Genomic DNA, 17,576 nt, shown 5'->3' with positions numbered 1-17,576 from the left:
CATGCGGATCGCGCTTATCGCCGGTGAACCGTCCGGTGACTATCTCGGCGGTGGCCTGATTCAGGCATTGAAGCAGCACTTCCCCGAAGCAAGCTTTGAGGGCATCGGCGGCCAGCACATGATCGCCGCCGGGCTACATTCCTACTACCCGCTCCACGAACTCTCGGTCATGGGCCTGGTGGAGGTGCTTCGGCACCTGCCGCGATTGCTGGGCATACGACGAGCGCTTCGGCGACGCTGGCTCGCCGACCCGCCGGATGTCTTCATCGGTGTTGATGCTCCCGACTTCAACCTGGGCCTGGCTCGCTCCCTTCGCCAGGCCGGCATACCCACGGTGCAGTACGTCAGCCCAACGGTCTGGGCCTGGCGGGAGGGGCGAGTTCGCAGCATCCGCCAGGCCGTGGATCGAGTGCTCTGCATCTATCCCTTCGAGCATGATTTTTATCGTCATCGGGATGTCCCGTCCCGCTTTGTCGGCCACCCCCTGGCCGATGACATTCCTCTGGAGGTCGACCATCAGGACGCCCGCCAGGAGCTCGGCTTAGCCGCCGATCAATCCCTGGTGGCGCTACTGCCCGGGAGTCGGACCAGCGAAGTTGATCACCTTTTGCCGCTGTTCCTCGAAGTCGCCAGGCGGGTGATGCTGAGCCATCCGGCCATCCGTTTTGCCATTCCGGCGGCGACCTCAACGCTGGAGCACCGCATCCGCGACATCCTGAAGGATCACGAATCCATACCGGTCAGCGTGAGCACCGGCGGTGCCCATTCGACCCTGGCAGCCGCTGACGCCGGCCTGATCGCCTCCGGAACCGCCACCCTGGAAGCCATGCTGTTGGGGTGCCCGTCCCTGATGGCCTACCGCGTCAACCGGATGACGGCGGCCATCGGCCGCCGGGTCATTCGGGTGCCGTATTTCGCCATGCCCAACCTGATGGCCGGTGAAATGATCATGCCGGAGTATGTTCAGGAAAAGGCGAGTCCGGAGGCCCTGGCACCGGCGTTGCAGCAGCTGCTGGATGATCGCGGCCAGAGGGATGTTATTCGCCGGAAATTCCGAGAGTTGCACGGCGTACTTCAGAAGGATGCGAGCGCCGAGTCCGCCCGGGCCATCCGGGAGATGCTGGATGGAGATTGATCACTTCTGTGCCGGTGTGGACGAGGTCGGGCGCGGTCCCATCGCGGGACCGGTGGTGGCAGCCGCCGTGATCCTGGATCCCGCCAGGGACTGGTCGGCGCTGCGGGACTCCAAGCGGTTGACCGCCGCCCGCCGGGAGCAGCTGGCCATGCAAATACGAACCGAAGCCATTGGATTTGCGATTGCCGAGGTCGATGTCGAGTCCATTGATCGGCTGAATATTCGCCAGGCCGCCTTGTTGGCCATGCGCGAGGCGGTGGAAGCCCTGGAACCCGCTCCGCGGTCCGCCCTGGTGGATGGCCGCGATCTGCCGACGCTGCCCTGCCCGGGTGAGGCGATTGTCGGCGGCGACGGCTCGGTCGCCGCCATTTCGGCGGCATCCATCATCGCCAAGGTGCATCGCGATGCGGGGATGCATGAACTCCACGCCCGCTATCCGGATTACGGCTTTGACCAGCATATGGGGTACCCAACCGCCCTGCACCGTCAGCGCCTGGAGAGTCTGGGGCCGTGCCCCGCCCACCGGCGGTCATTCGCACCGGTGCGGGCGGTCCTCAGCGTCGGAGAACCGCCGCTATTCGATCCACATCCGTGAGCGCCAGCTCCGGATAGATGGGCAGGGACAGACAGCGTTTTGCCGTGTCTTCGGCCACCGGCAGGGCAGGGACCGCCGATCCGTCATGAAGGTCGCTAAAGGCCGCCTGCTGATGCAGTGGCACCGGATAGTAAACCGCCGAGGCGATATTGTCCGCTGCCAGCTCCGCCATTAGCCGGTCTCGATGGGCTTCGTCCTCACAGAGCAGGGTGTACTGGTGATAGACATGCCGCCCGACGCCGTCTTCGTGGGGAGTCGTGAGGCCGGCCACCCCCTGAAGCGCCTCCGTGTAGCGCCTGGCCACCGAGCGACGGTGCTCATTGAAGTCGTCAATGTGGGGGAGCTTGGCCCGCAGGATCACCGCCTGGAGTTCATCAAGCCGGCTGTTGTAACCCACCACGTCATGGTAATAGCGCTGGCGACTGCCGTGATTGCGTAGGGTTTTCGCCTCGGCGGCCAGCCTGTCGTCGTCGGTGCTTATCAGGCCGCCATCGCCATAGCCGCCCAGATTCTTACTGGGGAAGAAGCTGAACGCCCCGGCATGACCCAGGCTACCCGTCATCCTGCCATCCACCGCCGCACCGAATGACTGCGCGCAGTCTTCGATCAGGATCAGATCATGGCGGCCGGCAATGTCGCGAAGCGCCGGGATGTTCGCTGGCTGGCCAAACAGGTGGACCGGCATGATTGCTCGGGTGGCCGGCGTGATCGCCGCCTCTACCGCGGCCGGATCGACGTTGAAGGTGCGAGGATCGATGTCCACGAAAACCGGCCGCGCACCGACGTAGCAAATGGCTTCGGCGGTGGAGATGAAGCTGAACGGCGTGGTGATGACTTCATCGCCTTCACCGACACCGGCGGCGCGCAGGGCCAGGTGTAGGGCATCGGTACCGGACGCCACGGAGACGCAGTGCTCAACCCCGAGGTAGGCGGCGATCTCCGCCTCCAGCGCCTGCACATTCGGCCCCAGGATGAAACGGGCCTCGCTGAGAGCCGCCTGCAGGCCCGCTTCAATATCTGCTCGAATCAAGGGGTACTGGGCGGTCAGATCGACCATTGGGATGGCCGCTGTCTTTTGCTGACTCATTTCCAATTCCTGTTGAGCTGACGGCCAATTTCGATGGCAGCGGACAGGGCGCGGCGGCCATCGGCACCGCTGACCAAGGGTGCCTGACCGTCGATCACCGCGGTGACGAAGGCATCGATTTCATCCGCGAGCGCGTCACGGCGCCCGGGGCAGCGCTGTTCACGAAGAATCTGGGCCATGTCCGGTGGACCGCTGGAGGCCGGATCCCGACGCTGGATGTCGAGGATACCCGCCTGCAAATCAAGCGCAAAGTAGGCCTGGGACTGAAAAATGCGCAGGCGCCGCTCTGCCTTGGGGCTCACTCGACTGGCGGTGACATTCGCCACGCACCCATCCGCAAAATTGAGCCGAGCATTGGCGATGTCGATGTCGTTAGAAATCACCGCGGCACCGCTGGCGTCCATCCGCTCCAGGGGCGCATCCACCAGCTCGAGTATCAGGTCGATGTCGTGGATCATCAGGTCCAGCACCACGCTCACATCGGCTCCGCGGGGGTTGAAGGGCGCGATCCGGTGGGATTCGATAAAGCGTGGGGCGGTAATCTCCCCCGCCGCCTCGACCATGGCGGGATTGAAGCGCTCCAGGTGCCCGACCTGCAAGACGCAGCCAGCCGCCGAGGCCGCTTCGATCAACGCATCCGCCTCGGCCAGCGTGGTGGTCATCGGTTTCTCGATCAGCAGGTGCACCCCGGACTGCAGCAAGGGCAGGGCCAGTTCATGGTGCAGCCGGGTGGGTGCGGCCACACTCACCGCGTCGACACGCTCGGTGAGAAGCGCGGGATCCGACCAGGCTTCGCAATGGAGCTCCGCCGCCACCGCCGCGGCGCGGTCGGCATCGCTGTCCACCACGGCGACCAGCTCACAGCGGGGATGAGCGGCATATTTCTGGGCATGAAATCGTCCCAGATAGCCGGCGCCGAGCACCGCCGTTCGGAGCCGGGTCATCGCACGATTCCGCGTTGACTGCCCCGAATGAAGCTCACGAAGTCCGCCACTTCTGGGGTTTGCAGCGCCGTATCGGCTTCGATGGCCGCCAGCGCATCCTGCGCCGGGAGTCCGGCCCGAAAAAACTGATCGTGAGCCCGGCGCACCGCCCGGCGCGCTGCACTGTCCAGGCCGGCGCGCTGCATGCCGCGGCTGTTCATGCCCCGAAGGCTGGCGCGGTCCCCGGCCACAGTGCAGAACGGGGCAACGTCCTGGGGCACCATGGCACCGCCGCCCAGCATGGCGAGTCGGCCGATGCGGATGAACTGATGCATGCCCACCAGGCCGGCAATGAAAACCTGATCGGCCACGTGGATATGGCCGCCGAGCTGAGTCGCATTGGCGATGACGATGTCGTTGCCCAGCTGGCAGTCATGTCCGACATGGCAGTAAGCCATCAGGAGGTTGCGGCTACCAATCCGTGTGACACCGTCTTCCTTGGTGCTGGCGCGATGGGCCGTGAAGAATTCGCGAAACGTGTTGTTGGCGCCGATTTCGAGCCGGGTTGGCTCGCCGTTGTAGCTCAGATCCTGCGGCGCCCGGCCCAGCACCACATGGGGGCCGACCTGATTGCCCGCGCCCAGGGAGAGCGGTCCCTCCAGCACGGCGTGGGCACCAATGTCACAGCCATCCCCAATGTCCACGGCAGGCCCGATGACCGCGAACGGACCAATGGACACGCCGGTCCCGAGTCGGGCACTGGCATCGACGATCGCCGTGGGGTGGATTTGCGTGCTGATCATGGGGCGCCATGATGTCGGAAACTCGCTTCGACCACCAGTGGATGACTACCCGCCGCCGGTCATTCAGCGGTAGCATGACAACCCTCCAGAAAGGACATTTTCATGACGCCGGGCTTCGTTCATCTTCACCTCCACACCGAGTTTTCGCTGGTCGACGGCACGGTGCGAATCAAACCGCTGGTGCAGGCGGCCCGGGCCATGGGCATGCCGGCGGTGGCGGTCACCGATCAGGGCAATCTGTTCGGCATGGTGAAGTTTTACGAGGCGGCCATGCAGGCCGGCGTAAAGCCCCTCATCGGCGCGGATCTGCGGATCGCCACGGAGGACGCCGGGGGACACCACATCGTCACCTGTCTTTGCATGAATGATCAGGGCTATGCGTCGCTCACCCGACTGATCACCGCCAGCTATCTGGAAGGGCAGGCCAGCGGGCTGCCGCTGGTGGACCGGAGCTGGCTCGACCGCTGGAACGAAGGATTGATTGTTCTCTCCGGTGGTGCTCGGGGTGATGTGGGCGAGGCTCTTGTGCGGGGCGATGAATCACTGGCCCGCCGGCGCATGGCTTTCTGGCAGGACCGATTCGGCGATCGTTATTACCTGGAGCTGCAGCGGACCGGACGGCCCGGCGACGAAGCTCATGTTCACGCGGCGGTTGGGCTGGCCACTGACTCCCAGTGCCCGGTGGTGGCCACGAATGATGTCCGGTTTCTCGAACAGGACGACTTCGAGGCCCACGAGGCACGGGTCTGTATCCACCAGGGACGGATCCTGCACGATGACCAGCGCCCCCGGGACTATTCCGATGCCCAGTACCTGCGCTCGCCACAGGAGATGGCCGCGCTGTTCAGCGACCTGCCGGAGGCGCTGGAGAACAGCGTTGCCATCGCCCGTCGATGCAACCTCTCCCTGACCCTCGGCCAGAACGCCCTGCCGGACTTCCCGGTCCCCGACGGGCGGACCATTGAAGAACACCTGAGAATCGAGGCCCAGGCAGGCCTCGAGCGCCGAATCCGGCATCTTGGCACGCCGGGGGGTGAGCGTGAGGATTACCAGGCGCGTCTGGAGCATGAGCTCGAGGTGATCGAGGGCATGGGCTTTCCCGGTTACTTCCTGATTGTTGCGGACTTCATCCGCTGGGCCAAAACCCAGGACATTCCAGTGGGGCCGGGGCGGGGCTCGGGAGCCGGCTCGCTGGTGGCCTATGCCCTCGATATCACCGATCTGGACCCACTCCGGTATGACCTGCTGTTCGAGCGGTTTCTGAATCCGGAGCGGGTTTCCATGCCCGATTTCGACGTTGACTTCTGCATGGAAAAGCGCGATCGCGTCATCGAATACGTCGCCGGGCTCTACGGCCGCGAGAAGGTTTCGCAGATCGCCACCCACGGCACCATGGCCGCACGGGCCGTGGTTCGGGATGTCGGTCGGGTGCTGGGGCACGGCTACGGGTATGTCGACCGTATCGCCAAGATGATCCCCTTTGAGCTGGGCATGACCCTGGACAAGGCGCTGGCGCAGGAGAGTGACCTCAGGGAGCTTCGTGACCAGGACGAGGAGGTGGCCTTTCTGCTGGATCTGGCGGCGCGTCTCGAGGGCCTGTCGCGAAATGTCGGCAAACACGCCGGCGGCGTTGTCATCGCGCCATCCGATCTCACGGATTTTGCTCCACTTTACTGCGAGCCCAACGGGGGCGGGCTCGCCACTCAGTTCGACAAGGACGACGCCGAAGCCGTCGGCCTGGTGAAGTTCGATTTTCTGGGTCTACGGACGCTGACCATTATCGACTGGACGGTCCGAGCCGTGAACGCCCTGCGCGGCGCTCGCCACGAAGAACTGCTGGACATCAGTGCCATTCCGCTGGACGACGCGGCCACCTTCGAGCGACTGCGGGCCTGCCAGACCACGGCGGTTTTCCAGCTGGAATCCCGGGGCATGAAAGACCTGATCCGGCGGCTGCGCCCGGATTCTTTTGAGGACATCGTGGCGCTGGTGGCCCTGTTCCGGCCCGGGCCGCTGCAATCCGGCATGGTGGAAGACTTCATCGACCGCAAGCACGGGCGCAAGGCGGTGGCGTACCCCACCCCGGAGCTGCACCACGATGCCCTCAAGCCGATACTCAAACCCACCTACGGGGTGATCCTTTACCAGGAACAGGTCATGCAGATCGCCCAGGCGGTAGGTGGCTACAGTCTCGGTGCAGCGGATCTGCTCCGCCGTGCCATGGGCAAGAAAAAACCCGAGGAAATGGCGCGCCAGCGGGGCATTTTCATCGAAGGAGCCATTCAGCAGGGGCTCCAGCGGCGGCATGCCGAAGGTCTGTTCGACCTGATGGAGAAGTTCGCGGGCTATGGGTTCAACAAATCCCATTCCGCGGCGTACGCGCTGCTGTCCTATCAGACCGCCTGGCTCAAGGCGCATTACCCGTCGGCTTTCATGGCGGCGGTGCTGTCCTCGGACATGGACAACACCGACAAGGTGGTAACGCTGATCGAGGAATGCCGCGAGATGAATCTGGCGGTGGACCCGCCGGACGTGAATCAGTCCGACTGGATGTTCCAGGCGGCGGATGACCACCGCGTGATTTACGGCCTCGGCGCGGTCAAAGGGGTCGGCCATTCGGCGGTGGAGGCCCTGGTGGAAGCGCGCCGTCAAGACGGTGCTTTCGAGGATCTGCACGACTTGTGCCGACGAGTTGACCTGCGTCGGGTCAACCGCCGTGTTCTCGAGGCGCTGATTCGCTCCGGCAGCCTGGATAGCATTACGGTCAATCGCGCAACCGCCATGGAGACGCTGCCGTCGGCACTGAGAGCCGCCGAACAGCGATCGCGCGATTCCGAGCTGGGTCAGGATGACCTCTTCGGGCTGGATGCCGTGCCGGTGTCGGTGGTTTCCCGGGAAGGCGAAACGGTGCCGGAGTGGAGCGAGAGCGAGCGCCTGACGGCCGAGAAGGAGACTTTGGGGCTCTATCTGACCGGGCATCCCATCAGCGAGTACGAAGCCGAGCTCGAGCAGTTTCTCACCTGCCGCCTCAATCAGGCCGCCAGCGGCGGCGCAACGGACCGTTCAGGCGGGTCCGGCCGTCGCGACGGAGATCGTCCGGCCGTGCTGGCAGGGTTCGTGGTGGCCTCGCGGAGTCGCATTACCCAGAGTGGCCGGCGCCTCGGATTTGTGACTCTGGATGACCGAACCGCCCGGCTGGAGGTGATTCTGTTCGGTGATGTCTATCAGCGCTTTCGGCATCTGCTCGAAAAAGACCGGCTAATTGTTGTGGAAGGGGAACTGGGCTACGACGAGTTCAATGACGGATATCGAATGTCCGCGGAACGGGTCCATGACCTGGCCGGGGCACGCCTGGCATTCGCTCGGCGCCTGGTCCTGAAGGTGAAATCCAGCCAGGCCGGCAACGGCTTCATCCCCGGCCTGAAAGCGGCGCTCGAGCCTTACCAGCCCGGAGAGTGCACGGTCTGCATTGACTATGAGGGGGGCGGCGCGCAGGCCCGGCTTCGGTTGGGCAGTGACTGGCGAGTCCGTCCCGAGCCCGATCTGCTGGCCCGCCTGGAGACCTTGATGCCCACCGGTCAGTGGCGGGTCGACTACCGACGATGATCGGCAGTGTCGCGGCACTGCCATGGTAGAATCACCGCCTCAACGGGCAGGGAGCGTGAAGATTGGCCTCCGACGACATGAATTTTCTGGAGTTCGAACGGCCCATCGCCGAGCTTGAAGCCAAGATCGACGAACTCAGACATGTCAGCTCCGACGCCGATGTCAGCATTGGCGATGAGCTGTCGCGGCTTCAGGCGAAAAGCCGTCAACTCACCGAACAGATCTTCCGGGACCTGACCCCCTGGCAGGTCTCTCAGCTGGCACGTCACCCGCAGCGTCCCTACGCACAGGACTACATCGACGCGCTGTTCACTGATTTCGAGGAACTTCACGGTGATCGGGCGTTTGCCGATGATGCCGCCATCGTCGGTGGTTTGGCCCGGTTTGATGGCGCACCCATCGTGGTGATCGGCCAGCAGAAGGGGCGCGATACCCGGGAGAAAATCCACCGCAACTTCGGCATGCCCCGACCCGAGGGGTACCGCAAGGCCAAAAGGCTGATGGAACTTGCGGAGCGCTTTTCGATGCCGCTCATTACCTTCATCGATACCCCCGGTGCCTACCCCGGCGTCGGCGCCGAAGAGCGCGGCCAGAGCGAGGCTATCGCCCGCAATCTGGCGGTGATGTCTCGGCTTCGTATTCCGGTGATCTGCCTGGTCACTGGAGAGGGCGGTTCCGGTGGCGCCCTGGCCATTGGAGTGGGGGACCGGCTGTTGATGCTCCAGTACAGCACCTACTCGGTGATCTCGCCGGAAGGCTGCGCCTCCATCCTCTGGAAAAGCGCGGATAAAGCCGCCGACGCCGCCGAGGCCATGGGCATCACCGCCGAGAAACTCTCCGAGCTCGGGCTCGTGGACCAGGTCATCGACGAGCCACTGGGGGGAGCCCACCGAGACTGGAAAACCGCAGCCAGCCGCGTGGCCGAGGCGCTTCGCAATCACCTTGCGGATGTGACTGACCTGAACACCGAGACCCGTCTTGAGCAGCGCTATCAGCGGTTGATGGAGCTCGGTCACTTCCGCGAATAACGGCGCGACGATGGCATTGCCGACTTCGGATGACTGGTCGGCCTGGCAACCGTCCGGAGCCGCTGGATGGCTGATCGCGTTCAGCGGCGGTCTCGACTCCACCGTCCTTCTGCACCTGGCTGCCCGAGCCGGATTGCCGCTCCGCGCCATTCATGTCCATCACGGCCTGTCGGATGACGCCGATGCATGGGTGGAGCACTGCCAGGTCGAGTGCGGCCGGCTCGGCATCCCACTGATGGTCGCCCATGTGGCCCCGGACGTGCGCTCCGGTGGGGTGCAGGCGGGCGCCCGGGCCGCCCGCTATTCCGCCATGGACAAAGCCCTGGCCACCGATGAGGTGCTGGCGACCGCTCACCACGCCGATGATCAGGCAGAAACGGTTCTGCTGCGCCTGTTGCGCGGCACCGGAGTGGATGGCCTGAGCGGGATTCCTCGCTCCACCCGTTTTGGGGGTGGATGGCTCGTCCGGCCGTTACTGGACGCCCGTCGCGATGAGATCGAGGCCTTTGCCCGGTCGGAGGGACTTCGCTGGGTAGAGGATCCGGCCAATGCGGGGGAGCGTTATCAGCGCAGCCGTCTGCGGTCACGGACGATCCCTGCGCTGACCCGGGAGACCCCGAATCTTGTCGACTCGCTGAGTCGTCTCGCCGCTGCCGCCGCCGACGAGCGGGATTTGAGGGCGTGGTTAATGGACGCCCAGCTGGAGAGGGCCACCGGCGACGGACACGATGGCCTGTCGGTGGATATTCTGAAGACGCTCCCCGGGTTCGTGCAGCAGGGACTTCTGCGGCACTGGATCCGAAAAGGCGGGCAGCGCCCCCCCGGGCGGCGTCGATTAATCGCCGGACTGGATGCGCTCCTGGGGGCGGGAGTCGATCGTCATCCCGTTATTGAATGGCCCGAGGGCCGGGTTGCGCGACACGACGGCTGGCTCTATCGGCTGCCCGCGGTCCTGCCGGATCGGCCTCAACAGACGCGCCTGGGGCCCGACTCGCGACAGGCCGACGGCGCGTTTCCATGGCGGGATGCGGGGTCGATCGTCGCAAGCCCCGCTGACGGGACACCGGGAGTATCCCGGGAAATCCTTCAGCAACCGCTGTGGATTCGGCCGGCGGCGCCGGGGGAACGGGTCCGGCTATCAGGTCGCCCCTCCCGCCTGTTGCGGGAGTATTTTCGTGAGGCCGGGGTGCCCCCCTGGTGGCGCGACCGCTGGCCGGTGATTATCAATGCAGCCGGGGAGACCATCGCGGTGCCGGGTATCGGCGTCACGCAGGCGGGACTGGCACCCCCCAGCGAGCCCAGGCTGCGACTTGACTGGCGGCCCGCGGGGCGCGTCGACGGGCCGGACTGGCACTGGCCAGGCTCTCCGCCGCCCCTCCCAAACGCTTAGGCCGGCGGCGGCTTCATTGTACGAACATCTGCCTTCTGCTACCTTTCTTCCCCGTCCTGCGCAGGCCTCCTGCCCGCGCTACACGCCAGTAGGCCGACGGTATTCATGACACGTTTCATCTTTATCACCGGCGGTGTGGTGTCCTCTCTGGGCAAGGGCATCGCCGCCGCCTCCCTGGGTAGTATCCTTCAGGCCCGAGGCCTGGAAGTCACCATGGTCAAACTGGATCCCTACATCAATGTGGATCCCGGCACCATGAGCCCGTTTCAGCACGGCGAGGTATTCGTTACCGACGACGGCGCCGAAACCGATCTGGACCTGGGCCATTACGAACGGTTCGTTCGCATGCGCGCCAGCCAGGACAACAACTACACCACCGGCCGAATCTACGAGAATGTCATCCGCAAGGAACGGCGGGGGGATTATCTCGGTGGCACGGTGCAAGTGATTCCCCACATCACCGACGAGATCAAATCCTGTATTCAGCGTGGTGCCGGGCACGCCGACATCGCCCTGGTCGAGATTGGCGGGACCGTAGGCGATATCGAGTCCCTGCCATTCCTCGAAGCCATCCGGCAGATGGGCGCGGAGCTTGGGCGGGAGCGCTGCCTCTACATTCATCTGACGCTACTGCCATGGATCAGCGCCGCCGGCGAGATGAAAACCAAGCCAACGCAGCACTCGGTCAAGGAGTTGCGTTCCATCGGTATACAGCCGGATATTCTGGTCTGCCGTGCCACCAAGCCCATTCCGCCGGAAGAGCGCCGCAAAATCGCGCTTTTCACCAATGTGGAATCCCAGGCGGTGATCACGGCGCTGGACGTGGACAACATCTACAAAGTCCCGGCCATGCTGCACCAGCAATCCCTGGATCATATTGTTGCCGAAAAACTCGCGCTGGAGCTCCCGCCGGCCAGTCTCAGCGACTGGGATCGTGTGGTTGAAACCATGGAACGCCCGGAGGGCACGGTCCGGGTCGCCATGGTGGGTAAATACGTGGACCTCGCCGATGCCTACATGTCACTGAACGAGGCGCTGCGCCACGCCGGTATTCACAACCGACAGAAAGTGGATATCCGCTACGTGGATTCCGAGGCGATCGAGCGCGAGGGGACCACCGCCCTCAGTGACGTGGATGCCATCCTGGTGCCGGGAGGCTTCGGCGAGCGCGGTATCGAGGGCAAAATCGCCGCGGCGGGCTACGCCCGAACGGAGGGGATCCCCTATCTCGGCATCTGCCTCGGGCTACAGGTGGCGGTGATCGAATTCGCCCGGCAGGTTGCCGGGCTTGAAGGCGCGCACAGTACCGAGTTCCTGACCCATCCCCGGCACCCGGTTATCGGTCTGATCACCGAATGGATGAACGCCGAGGGACTGAAAGAGTATCGCGATGCGCAGTCCGACCTGGGCGGCACCATGCGCCTGGGGGCTCAACCCAGCGATCTGGTCCGCGGGAGCCTGATCCACGAGATTTATGGTCGCGATCGAATCATGGAGCGCCATCGTCATCGCTTCGAGTTCAATAATGGCTATGAGCAATCACTCACCGAAGCGGGGCTGGTGATCTCGGGCTGGTCAAGCAACGGCCATCTGGCCGAGACCGTTGAACTGCCGAATCATCCCTGGTTTGTGGGCTGTCAGTTCCACCCGGAATTCACCTCGACACCGCGTGACGGACATCCCCTGTTCACGGGGTTCATCCAGGCCGCGCTGGCCCATCGTCAACGTCGAGAGGGCAACTCATGACGCTGCAGGTCGCCGGGCAATCCATCGGGCCCGATCAGCCGCTGTTCCTGATCGCCGGGCCCTGCGTTGTCGAGAGTCGGGAGCTGACCCTGGAGATCGCGGGCAACCTGGTGGAGATGACCCGGCAACGGGGTATCCCCTTTGTCTTCAAGGCCTCCTTCGACAAGGCCAACCGATCCTCGGCGGCCAGCTACCGGGGCCCGGGTCTGGATCAGGGTCTGGAGGTCCTCGAGACTGTCCGTCGGGATCTGGGCGTGCCGGTGCTGACCGATGTCCATGAGTACACGCCGCTCGATGAGGTCGCGGCGGTGGTGGACTGGCTGCAGACGCCGGCGTTTCTGTGTCGCCAGACCGACTTCATCCAGTCCGTGGCGCGCTGCAATCTCCCGGTCAATATCAAGAAAGGGCAGTTCCTGGCCCCGGGCGACATGACCAATGTGGTGGACAAGGCCCGCGCCACCGGCAATTCGCGCATCACCGTCTGCGAACGCGGTGTGAGCTTCGGGTACAACAACCTGGTGGCGGACATGCGGGGTCTCGCGGTAATGCGGGACACCGGCGCTCCGGTGGTTTTTGATGCCACCCACTCGGTGCAGTTGCCGGGGGGGCAGGGGCACGCCTCGGGGGGACAGCGGGAGCATGTGCCGGTATTGGCGCGCGCCGCGGTGGCCGCCGGCATCAGCGGACTGTTCATGGAGACGCACCCCCGCCCGGACGAGGCACGGTCCGATGGCCCGAACAGTTGGCCCCTTGGCCACCTGGCAGAGCTGCTGGACACCCTCATGGAGCTGGACGCCGTGGTCAAACACCACGGATATGCAGAATCAAAACACCAAAGGAGTGACTGAATGGCGACCATCCAACGAATCCATGCCCGCGAGATCCTCGATTCCCGCGGCAACCCCACCCTCGAGGCCGAGGCAACCCTGAGTGATGGCAGCGTGGGCCGAGCGGCCGTGCCATCCGGGGCGTCCACCGGTGCACGGGAGGCGGTTGAACTGCGGGATGGCGACGCCAACCGCTACATGGGCAAAGGAGTTCGTCAGGCGGTTGAAAACGTCAATGGAGTCATTAATGAGGCCATTGCCGGCATGGACGCCACCGACCAGCGCCAGCTGGACGGGCGCCTGATCGAGCTGGATGGGACGGACAACAAGGGGCGCCTGGGCGCCAATGCCCTACTCGGGACCTCGCTGGCCGTCGCGCAGGCCGCAGCCAACGCGAGTGGCCAGTCGCTTTTCCGCTACCTGGCCCCCGATGCCGGTTACCGTCTGCCGGTGCCCATGATGAATATCCTCAACGGCGGCGCCCATGCCAGCAACAGTGTTGATATTCAAGAGTTCATGGTCATGCCGGTGGGCTTCACGCGCTTCAGCGAAGCCCTGCGCTGCGGGACCGAAATCTTCCATGCGCTGAAAAAAGTGCTGTCCGGTCGGGGGCTGTCCACCGCGGTGGGAGACGAGGGCGGCTTCGCGCCGGATCTCCCATCCAATGAGGCGGCCATCGAGGTGATTATCGAGGCCATCGAAAAAGCGGGCTACACCCCGGGCCGGCAGGTATGGATTGCCCTGGACGCGGCCAGTTCCGAGTTTTTCGAGGACGGTGAGTACCATCTCGCCTCGGAGGGGCGCCGCTTCGATGCCGAGGGCTTCGCCGATGTCCTGGCAGACTGGACCACCCGCTATCCCATTATCTCCATCGAGGACGGCATGGCGGAAGACGACTGGGATGGTTGGGCGGCGCTGACCGGCAAGGTCAGGGATGGCGTCCAGCTGGTCGGAGATGACCTTTTTGTCACCAACACCCGGATTTTTCAGGAAGGCATCGATCGCGGGATCGCCAACTCCATTCTCATCAAGTTCAACCAGATCGGTACCCTGACCGAAACCCTGGACGCCATTGCAATGGCCGATGCCAGCGGCTACTCGGCGGTGGTTTCTCACCGCTCCGGCGAGACGGAAGACACCATCATCGCCGACCTGGCCGTGGCCAGCACCGCCACCCAGATCAAAACCGGCTCGCTCTGCCGGTCCGACCGGGTAGCCAAATACAACCAGCTGTTGAGAATTGAGGAAGAACTCGGCGATGCCGCGGTTTATGCCGGCTCCGACGCCTTCCCGAATCTACGCAGCCTGGGTGCGCAGGCCGGCTGAATGCGCTGGGCCGGCGCCGGACTGCTGCTGTTGCTTCTCCTTCTGCAGACGCGTTTGTGGACCGGCGATGGCAGCATCCCGGTGGCCATCGGCCTGCATGCCGAGGTCGCCGAGCAGCGTCAGGCCAACCAGCAGCTGGACGAGCGCAACCGGGCCCTGGCCGCGGACGTGGCGGATCTGCGCCGCGGGCAGGGCAGTATCGAGGAACGCGCACGGCGCGACCTGGGGCTTATCGGCCCGGAGGAGCGTTTTTACCTGGTGATCGATGAAGACGCCCGGTAGCCGGCTCTGGGGCCTGATCGCCGCCGCCGGCGCCGGGCAACGGATGGGCGGCAATTTACCCAAACAGCACCACGAACTGGCCGGTCAGAGGGTTCTGGACTGGTCGCTTCGCGCTGTGCTGGCGGTGCCGGCGTTGCAGGGCGTCATGGTGGTGACCGCCCAATCGGATGCCGGAGGGGGGCAGCTTGACGGGACCTGGGACCCCCGAGTCCATGGCTGCATCGGTGGCGCCACCCGGGTGGATTCAGTCAGCGCCGGGCTGCGGGCACTCCGAGACCTGGGTGCGACCGATCAGGATCGGGTGCTGGTCCATGATGCCGCCCGGCCGGCGGTGCAGACCGCGGATATCGTTCGGTTGGTGGAGGCGGTGGATGACAATCCCGACGGCGGGCTGCTCGCCGTCCCGGTGCGCGACACCCTGAAGCGGGCCGATGACCGGGGCCGGGTGGCCGACACGGTTTCCCGGGCATCGCTCTGGCAGGCCATGACGCCGCAGCTATTCCCCCTCGGACGCCTCATTGACGCCCTGGAGTTCAGTCAACGCCAGCAGACGGAGGTCACCGATGAATCCCAGGCCATGGAGCAAATGGGGGCGAGCCCCCTGCTGGTTCAGTCACCGATGACCAATATCAAATACACTTGGGAGAGTGATCGCCGATGGCTGGAGACCATCCTGGGGTGCAACGCCGGGGAACACCGGTGAGTCTGCGAATCGGGCAGGGGGTCGACGCGCACCGCCTGGAGGGGGGTCACCGGCTGATACTGGGCGGCGTGGATATCCCCTTCGAGCGCGGATTGGCCGCCCATTCCGATGGTGACGTGTTGCTGCATGCCGTTACCGATGCCTTGCTGGGTGCCATGGGCCTCGGTGACATTGGCCAGCATTTTCCGGACACGGATGCCGCCTGGCGCGGTGCGGATAGCCGTGACCTGCTGCGTCGGGTGGTGGCAATGGTTCGACAGCAGGGGGCGGTGGTCGTGAATGTGGATGCCACACTCATTGCCCAGCGCCCGAAACTGCAGAGCTTTCTGCCGGCGATGATGGCCAATATGGCCAGTGATCTGGCGCTTGGGTCGGAGGCGGTTAACGTCAAGGCCACCACCCTGGAATGGATGGGGTTTACCGGTCGGGAGGAAGGCATCGCCGCCATGGCCGTGATCATGGTGGACCGACCCGCCGCGGACCGGGCGTGAGCGCCCCGCCGATATCACCCATTAAGGGGCTGCGGGCCTGGGGGGCGCCCCTGGGCACCGCGGTGGTGGCGTCCACGCCCGCCGACTTCCAGGTTCATGAACAGCTCGGCTTCAGGGCCACCGGCGATGGCCCGCATCTGCTGATCCACGTAGAAAAGCGCGATCTCGCCACCGCCGAGGCGATTCGGCGCCTTGCCCGTTATTGGGGGGTCTCCCCGAAAAATATCGGTTATGCCGGTCGCAAGGATCGTCAGGCCGTGACACGCCAGTGGCTGACCTTGCCGTGGCCCGAGGATGCCAGCCTCCCGCCGGTGGGGGCGGTGGAGGAAGGAATGCACCTGCTGGCTGTAGCCAGGCACCGGCGCAAGTTGCGGGTGGGTGCTCATGTCGGCAATCGGTTCCGGCTGGTGTTGCGGGATCTGGAAGTCTCGGGGAAAGCCCTCGAGCAGCGGCTGAAGTGCATTGCCTTTCAGGGGGTCCCCAATTACTTCGGGCCGCAACGATTCGGGCGGGATGGCCGCAACCTGGAACGCGCCATGGCCTGGAGTCATGGTGACCCGCGAGCACGGCCGCGCGGACGCAGCGAACGGGGGATGCTGCTCTCGACGTTGCGCAGTGAGTGCTTCAACCGCGTGTTGGCCGCACGGGTGGCAGACCGGTCCTGGAACCGGCCCGCCGGGGATGACGTCGTGATTCTCGACGGACGCGGTAGCGTATTCCCGGCAACGCGGGAATCACCGGGACGGCTGCAGCGTCGCGCCGCGGGCCTCGAGCTGCATGCCACCGGGCCGCTGCCGGGTCGTCCCGGCGGCAATATGGAACTCCAGCCATCGCTGATGGAGCACGAGGCGCAGGCGCTGGGCGCCATGAGGGACGTCCCCGCTTGGCTTGCCGAAATGAAGCTGGAGGCCAGCCGCCGCTCGCTGCGCCTTTTGCCAAGCGGTCTTTGCTGGCATCAACCCGAGCCCGACCAGCTGGTGCTGGAGTTCACCCTGCCACCGGGTGGCTACGCCACCACGGTGCTCCGGGAAGTGGTGAACTGGTCAGCGCCGGAGTAGCACGTACAGCGCGCCGGTACCGCCATCTACCGGGCGGGCCGAGCAAAAGGCCAGCACGTCATCCCGCTGGCGCAGCCACCGATCGACCTGGCCCTTGAGCACGGGGCCTGCATTGCTGGAGCGGCGTCCCTTGCCATGAATCACCCGAACACAGCCGAGATGGCGCTGACGACACTCATTGAGGAAATCATGGAGCAGGCGGCGGGCCGGCTCCACCGTCTGGCCATGAAGATCCAGCTCGGCCATGACGCTGAATTCACCCCGGCGGAGACGCTTTAGCGTGCGTTTCTGAAGGCCGGGTTGCGCATAGGCCAGGGCTTCCCCCATTTCCGCGCCCAGGGCACTGCCGTCGCGTTCGCCCTCCGCCAGTTCCCGGAGCACGGCCCGATCATCGGCATGCCGCTGCCCGGGAATCGGTGGCGGACGGCGCCGCCTCAGCTCCGCGCGCTGACGATGCCGAAGTGGCCGCACGTCGGACATGGCCGCCCGGAACAAAGCGGTGTCCGGATCTTCATCGTGCATGGCTGGCTCCCGCAAAGCGCATTGATCGGTATAGTACACGGGCTAATACACAGT

16 protein-coding genes are annotated in these 17,576 nt (G+C 64.8%); 12 read left to right on the top strand and 4 right to left on the bottom strand.

Annotated elements, in window-relative coordinates; translation table 11 throughout:
- Position 1: 1 nt before the first annotated feature.
- On the top strand, positions 2-1,135 hold the full coding sequence (gene lpxB, locus GJ672_RS04805) for a lipid-A-disaccharide synthase (protein WP_154296141.1): 1,134 nt from the start codon (positions 2-4) through the stop codon (positions 1,133-1,135).
- Positions 1,125-1,730 (top strand): ribonuclease HII, encoded by a 606-nt coding sequence (rnhB, locus tag GJ672_RS04800; protein ID WP_154296140.1) that lies wholly within the window; start codon positions 1,125-1,127, stop codon positions 1,728-1,730. The genes lpxB and rnhB overlap by 11 nt, the downstream gene beginning before the upstream one ends.
- Here the strand turns inward: rnhB and GJ672_RS04795 are convergent.
- From GJ672_RS04795 to lpxA, 3 genes are read right to left on the bottom strand one after another with little or no spacing between them, the layout of a single operon-like run.
- A complete protein-coding gene (locus GJ672_RS04795) occupies positions 1,690-2,817 on the bottom strand; it encodes a DegT/DnrJ/EryC1/StrS aminotransferase family protein (protein WP_154296139.1) in 1,128 nt (375 codons plus the stop codon). The genes rnhB and GJ672_RS04795 overlap by 41 nt on opposite strands.
- The gene (locus tag GJ672_RS04790; protein ID WP_154296138.1) at positions 2,814-3,761 is read right to left on the bottom strand and encodes a Gfo/Idh/MocA family protein; all 948 of its coding nucleotides are present in this window, start codon (positions 3,759-3,761) and stop codon (positions 2,814-2,816) included. Before GJ672_RS04790 ends, GJ672_RS04795 begins: the two co-directional genes overlap by 4 nt.
- Positions 3,758-4,543 carry an acyl-ACP--UDP-N-acetylglucosamine O-acyltransferase gene (gene lpxA / locus GJ672_RS04785; RefSeq protein ID WP_195759563.1) on the bottom strand — a complete coding sequence of 262 codons (786 nt, stop codon included), beginning with the start codon at positions 4,541-4,543 and terminating at the stop codon, positions 3,758-3,760. The genes GJ672_RS04790 and lpxA overlap by 4 nt, the downstream gene beginning before the upstream one ends.
- 102 nt (positions 4,544-4,645) lie before the next feature.
- On the opposite strand from lpxA, the gene dnaE reads away from it, so the two are divergent.
- The 10 genes from dnaE (at position 4,646) to truD (ending at position 17,000) form a co-directional block, all read left to right on the top strand.
- Entirely contained in the window at positions 4,646-8,149 is a 3,504-nt protein-coding gene (dnaE, locus tag GJ672_RS04780) for a DNA polymerase III subunit alpha (protein ID WP_154296137.1), read from the top strand.
- A gap of 77 nt (positions 8,150-8,226) precedes the next feature.
- Complete coding sequence (locus GJ672_RS04775; protein ID WP_154297031.1) at positions 8,227-9,177, top strand: acetyl-CoA carboxylase carboxyltransferase subunit alpha; 951 nt, start codon at positions 8,227-8,229, stop codon at positions 9,175-9,177.
- A 10-nt stretch (positions 9,178-9,187) separates the two neighbouring features.
- Positions 9,188-10,567, top strand: a complete 1,380-nt coding sequence (gene tilS, locus GJ672_RS04770; protein WP_154296136.1) for a tRNA lysidine(34) synthetase TilS — start codon at positions 9,188-9,190, stop codon at positions 10,565-10,567.
- A 105-nt stretch (positions 10,568-10,672) separates the two neighbouring features.
- A complete protein-coding gene (locus tag GJ672_RS04765) occupies positions 10,673-12,313 on the top strand; it encodes a CTP synthase (protein WP_154296135.1) in 1,641 nt (546 codons plus the stop codon).
- Positions 12,310-13,161: a 3-deoxy-8-phosphooctulonate synthase gene (kdsA, locus tag GJ672_RS04760; protein ID WP_154296134.1), complete on the top strand. Its 852-nt coding sequence runs from the start codon at positions 12,310-12,312 to the stop codon at positions 13,159-13,161. The genes GJ672_RS04765 and kdsA overlap by 4 nt, the downstream gene beginning before the upstream one ends.
- Positions 13,162-14,466, top strand: coding sequence for a phosphopyruvate hydratase (gene eno / locus GJ672_RS04755; protein ID WP_154296133.1), 1,305 nt, complete (start codon positions 13,162-13,164; stop codon positions 14,464-14,466).
- Complete coding sequence (locus GJ672_RS04750) at positions 14,467-14,748, top strand: septum formation initiator family protein (RefSeq protein WP_154296132.1); 282 nt, start codon at positions 14,467-14,469, stop codon at positions 14,746-14,748. It begins immediately after the preceding gene.
- On the top strand, positions 14,732-15,451 hold the full coding sequence (gene ispD / locus GJ672_RS04745; RefSeq protein WP_154296131.1) for a 2-C-methyl-D-erythritol 4-phosphate cytidylyltransferase: 720 nt from the start codon (positions 14,732-14,734) through the stop codon (positions 15,449-15,451). The genes GJ672_RS04750 and ispD overlap by 17 nt, the downstream gene beginning before the upstream one ends.
- Positions 15,448-15,942 carry a 2-C-methyl-D-erythritol 2,4-cyclodiphosphate synthase gene (gene ispF / locus GJ672_RS04740; RefSeq protein ID WP_229381960.1) on the top strand — a complete coding sequence of 165 codons (495 nt, stop codon included), beginning with the start codon at positions 15,448-15,450 and terminating at the stop codon, positions 15,940-15,942. The genes ispD and ispF overlap by 4 nt, the downstream gene beginning before the upstream one ends.
- The gene (gene truD, locus GJ672_RS04735) at positions 15,939-17,000 is read left to right on the top strand and encodes a tRNA pseudouridine(13) synthase TruD (RefSeq protein WP_195759562.1); all 1,062 of its coding nucleotides are present in this window, start codon (positions 15,939-15,941) and stop codon (positions 16,998-17,000) included. Before ispF ends, truD begins: the two co-directional genes overlap by 4 nt.
- Here truD and GJ672_RS04730 read toward each other — a convergent pair.
- A complete protein-coding gene (locus GJ672_RS04730) occupies positions 16,986-17,522 on the bottom strand; it encodes a Smr/MutS family protein (protein ID WP_154296129.1) in 537 nt (178 codons plus the stop codon). The genes truD and GJ672_RS04730 overlap by 15 nt on opposite strands.
- Positions 17,523-17,576: the final 54 nt, after the last annotated feature.

This window comes from Spiribacter sp. 2438, from assembly GCF_009676705.1.
Taxonomy (GTDB): Bacteria; Pseudomonadota; Gammaproteobacteria; order Nitrococcales; family Nitrococcaceae; genus Spiribacter.
The sequence above is the reverse complement of the archived record's forward strand: the minus strand, read 5'-3'. Positions and strand labels throughout refer to the sequence as shown.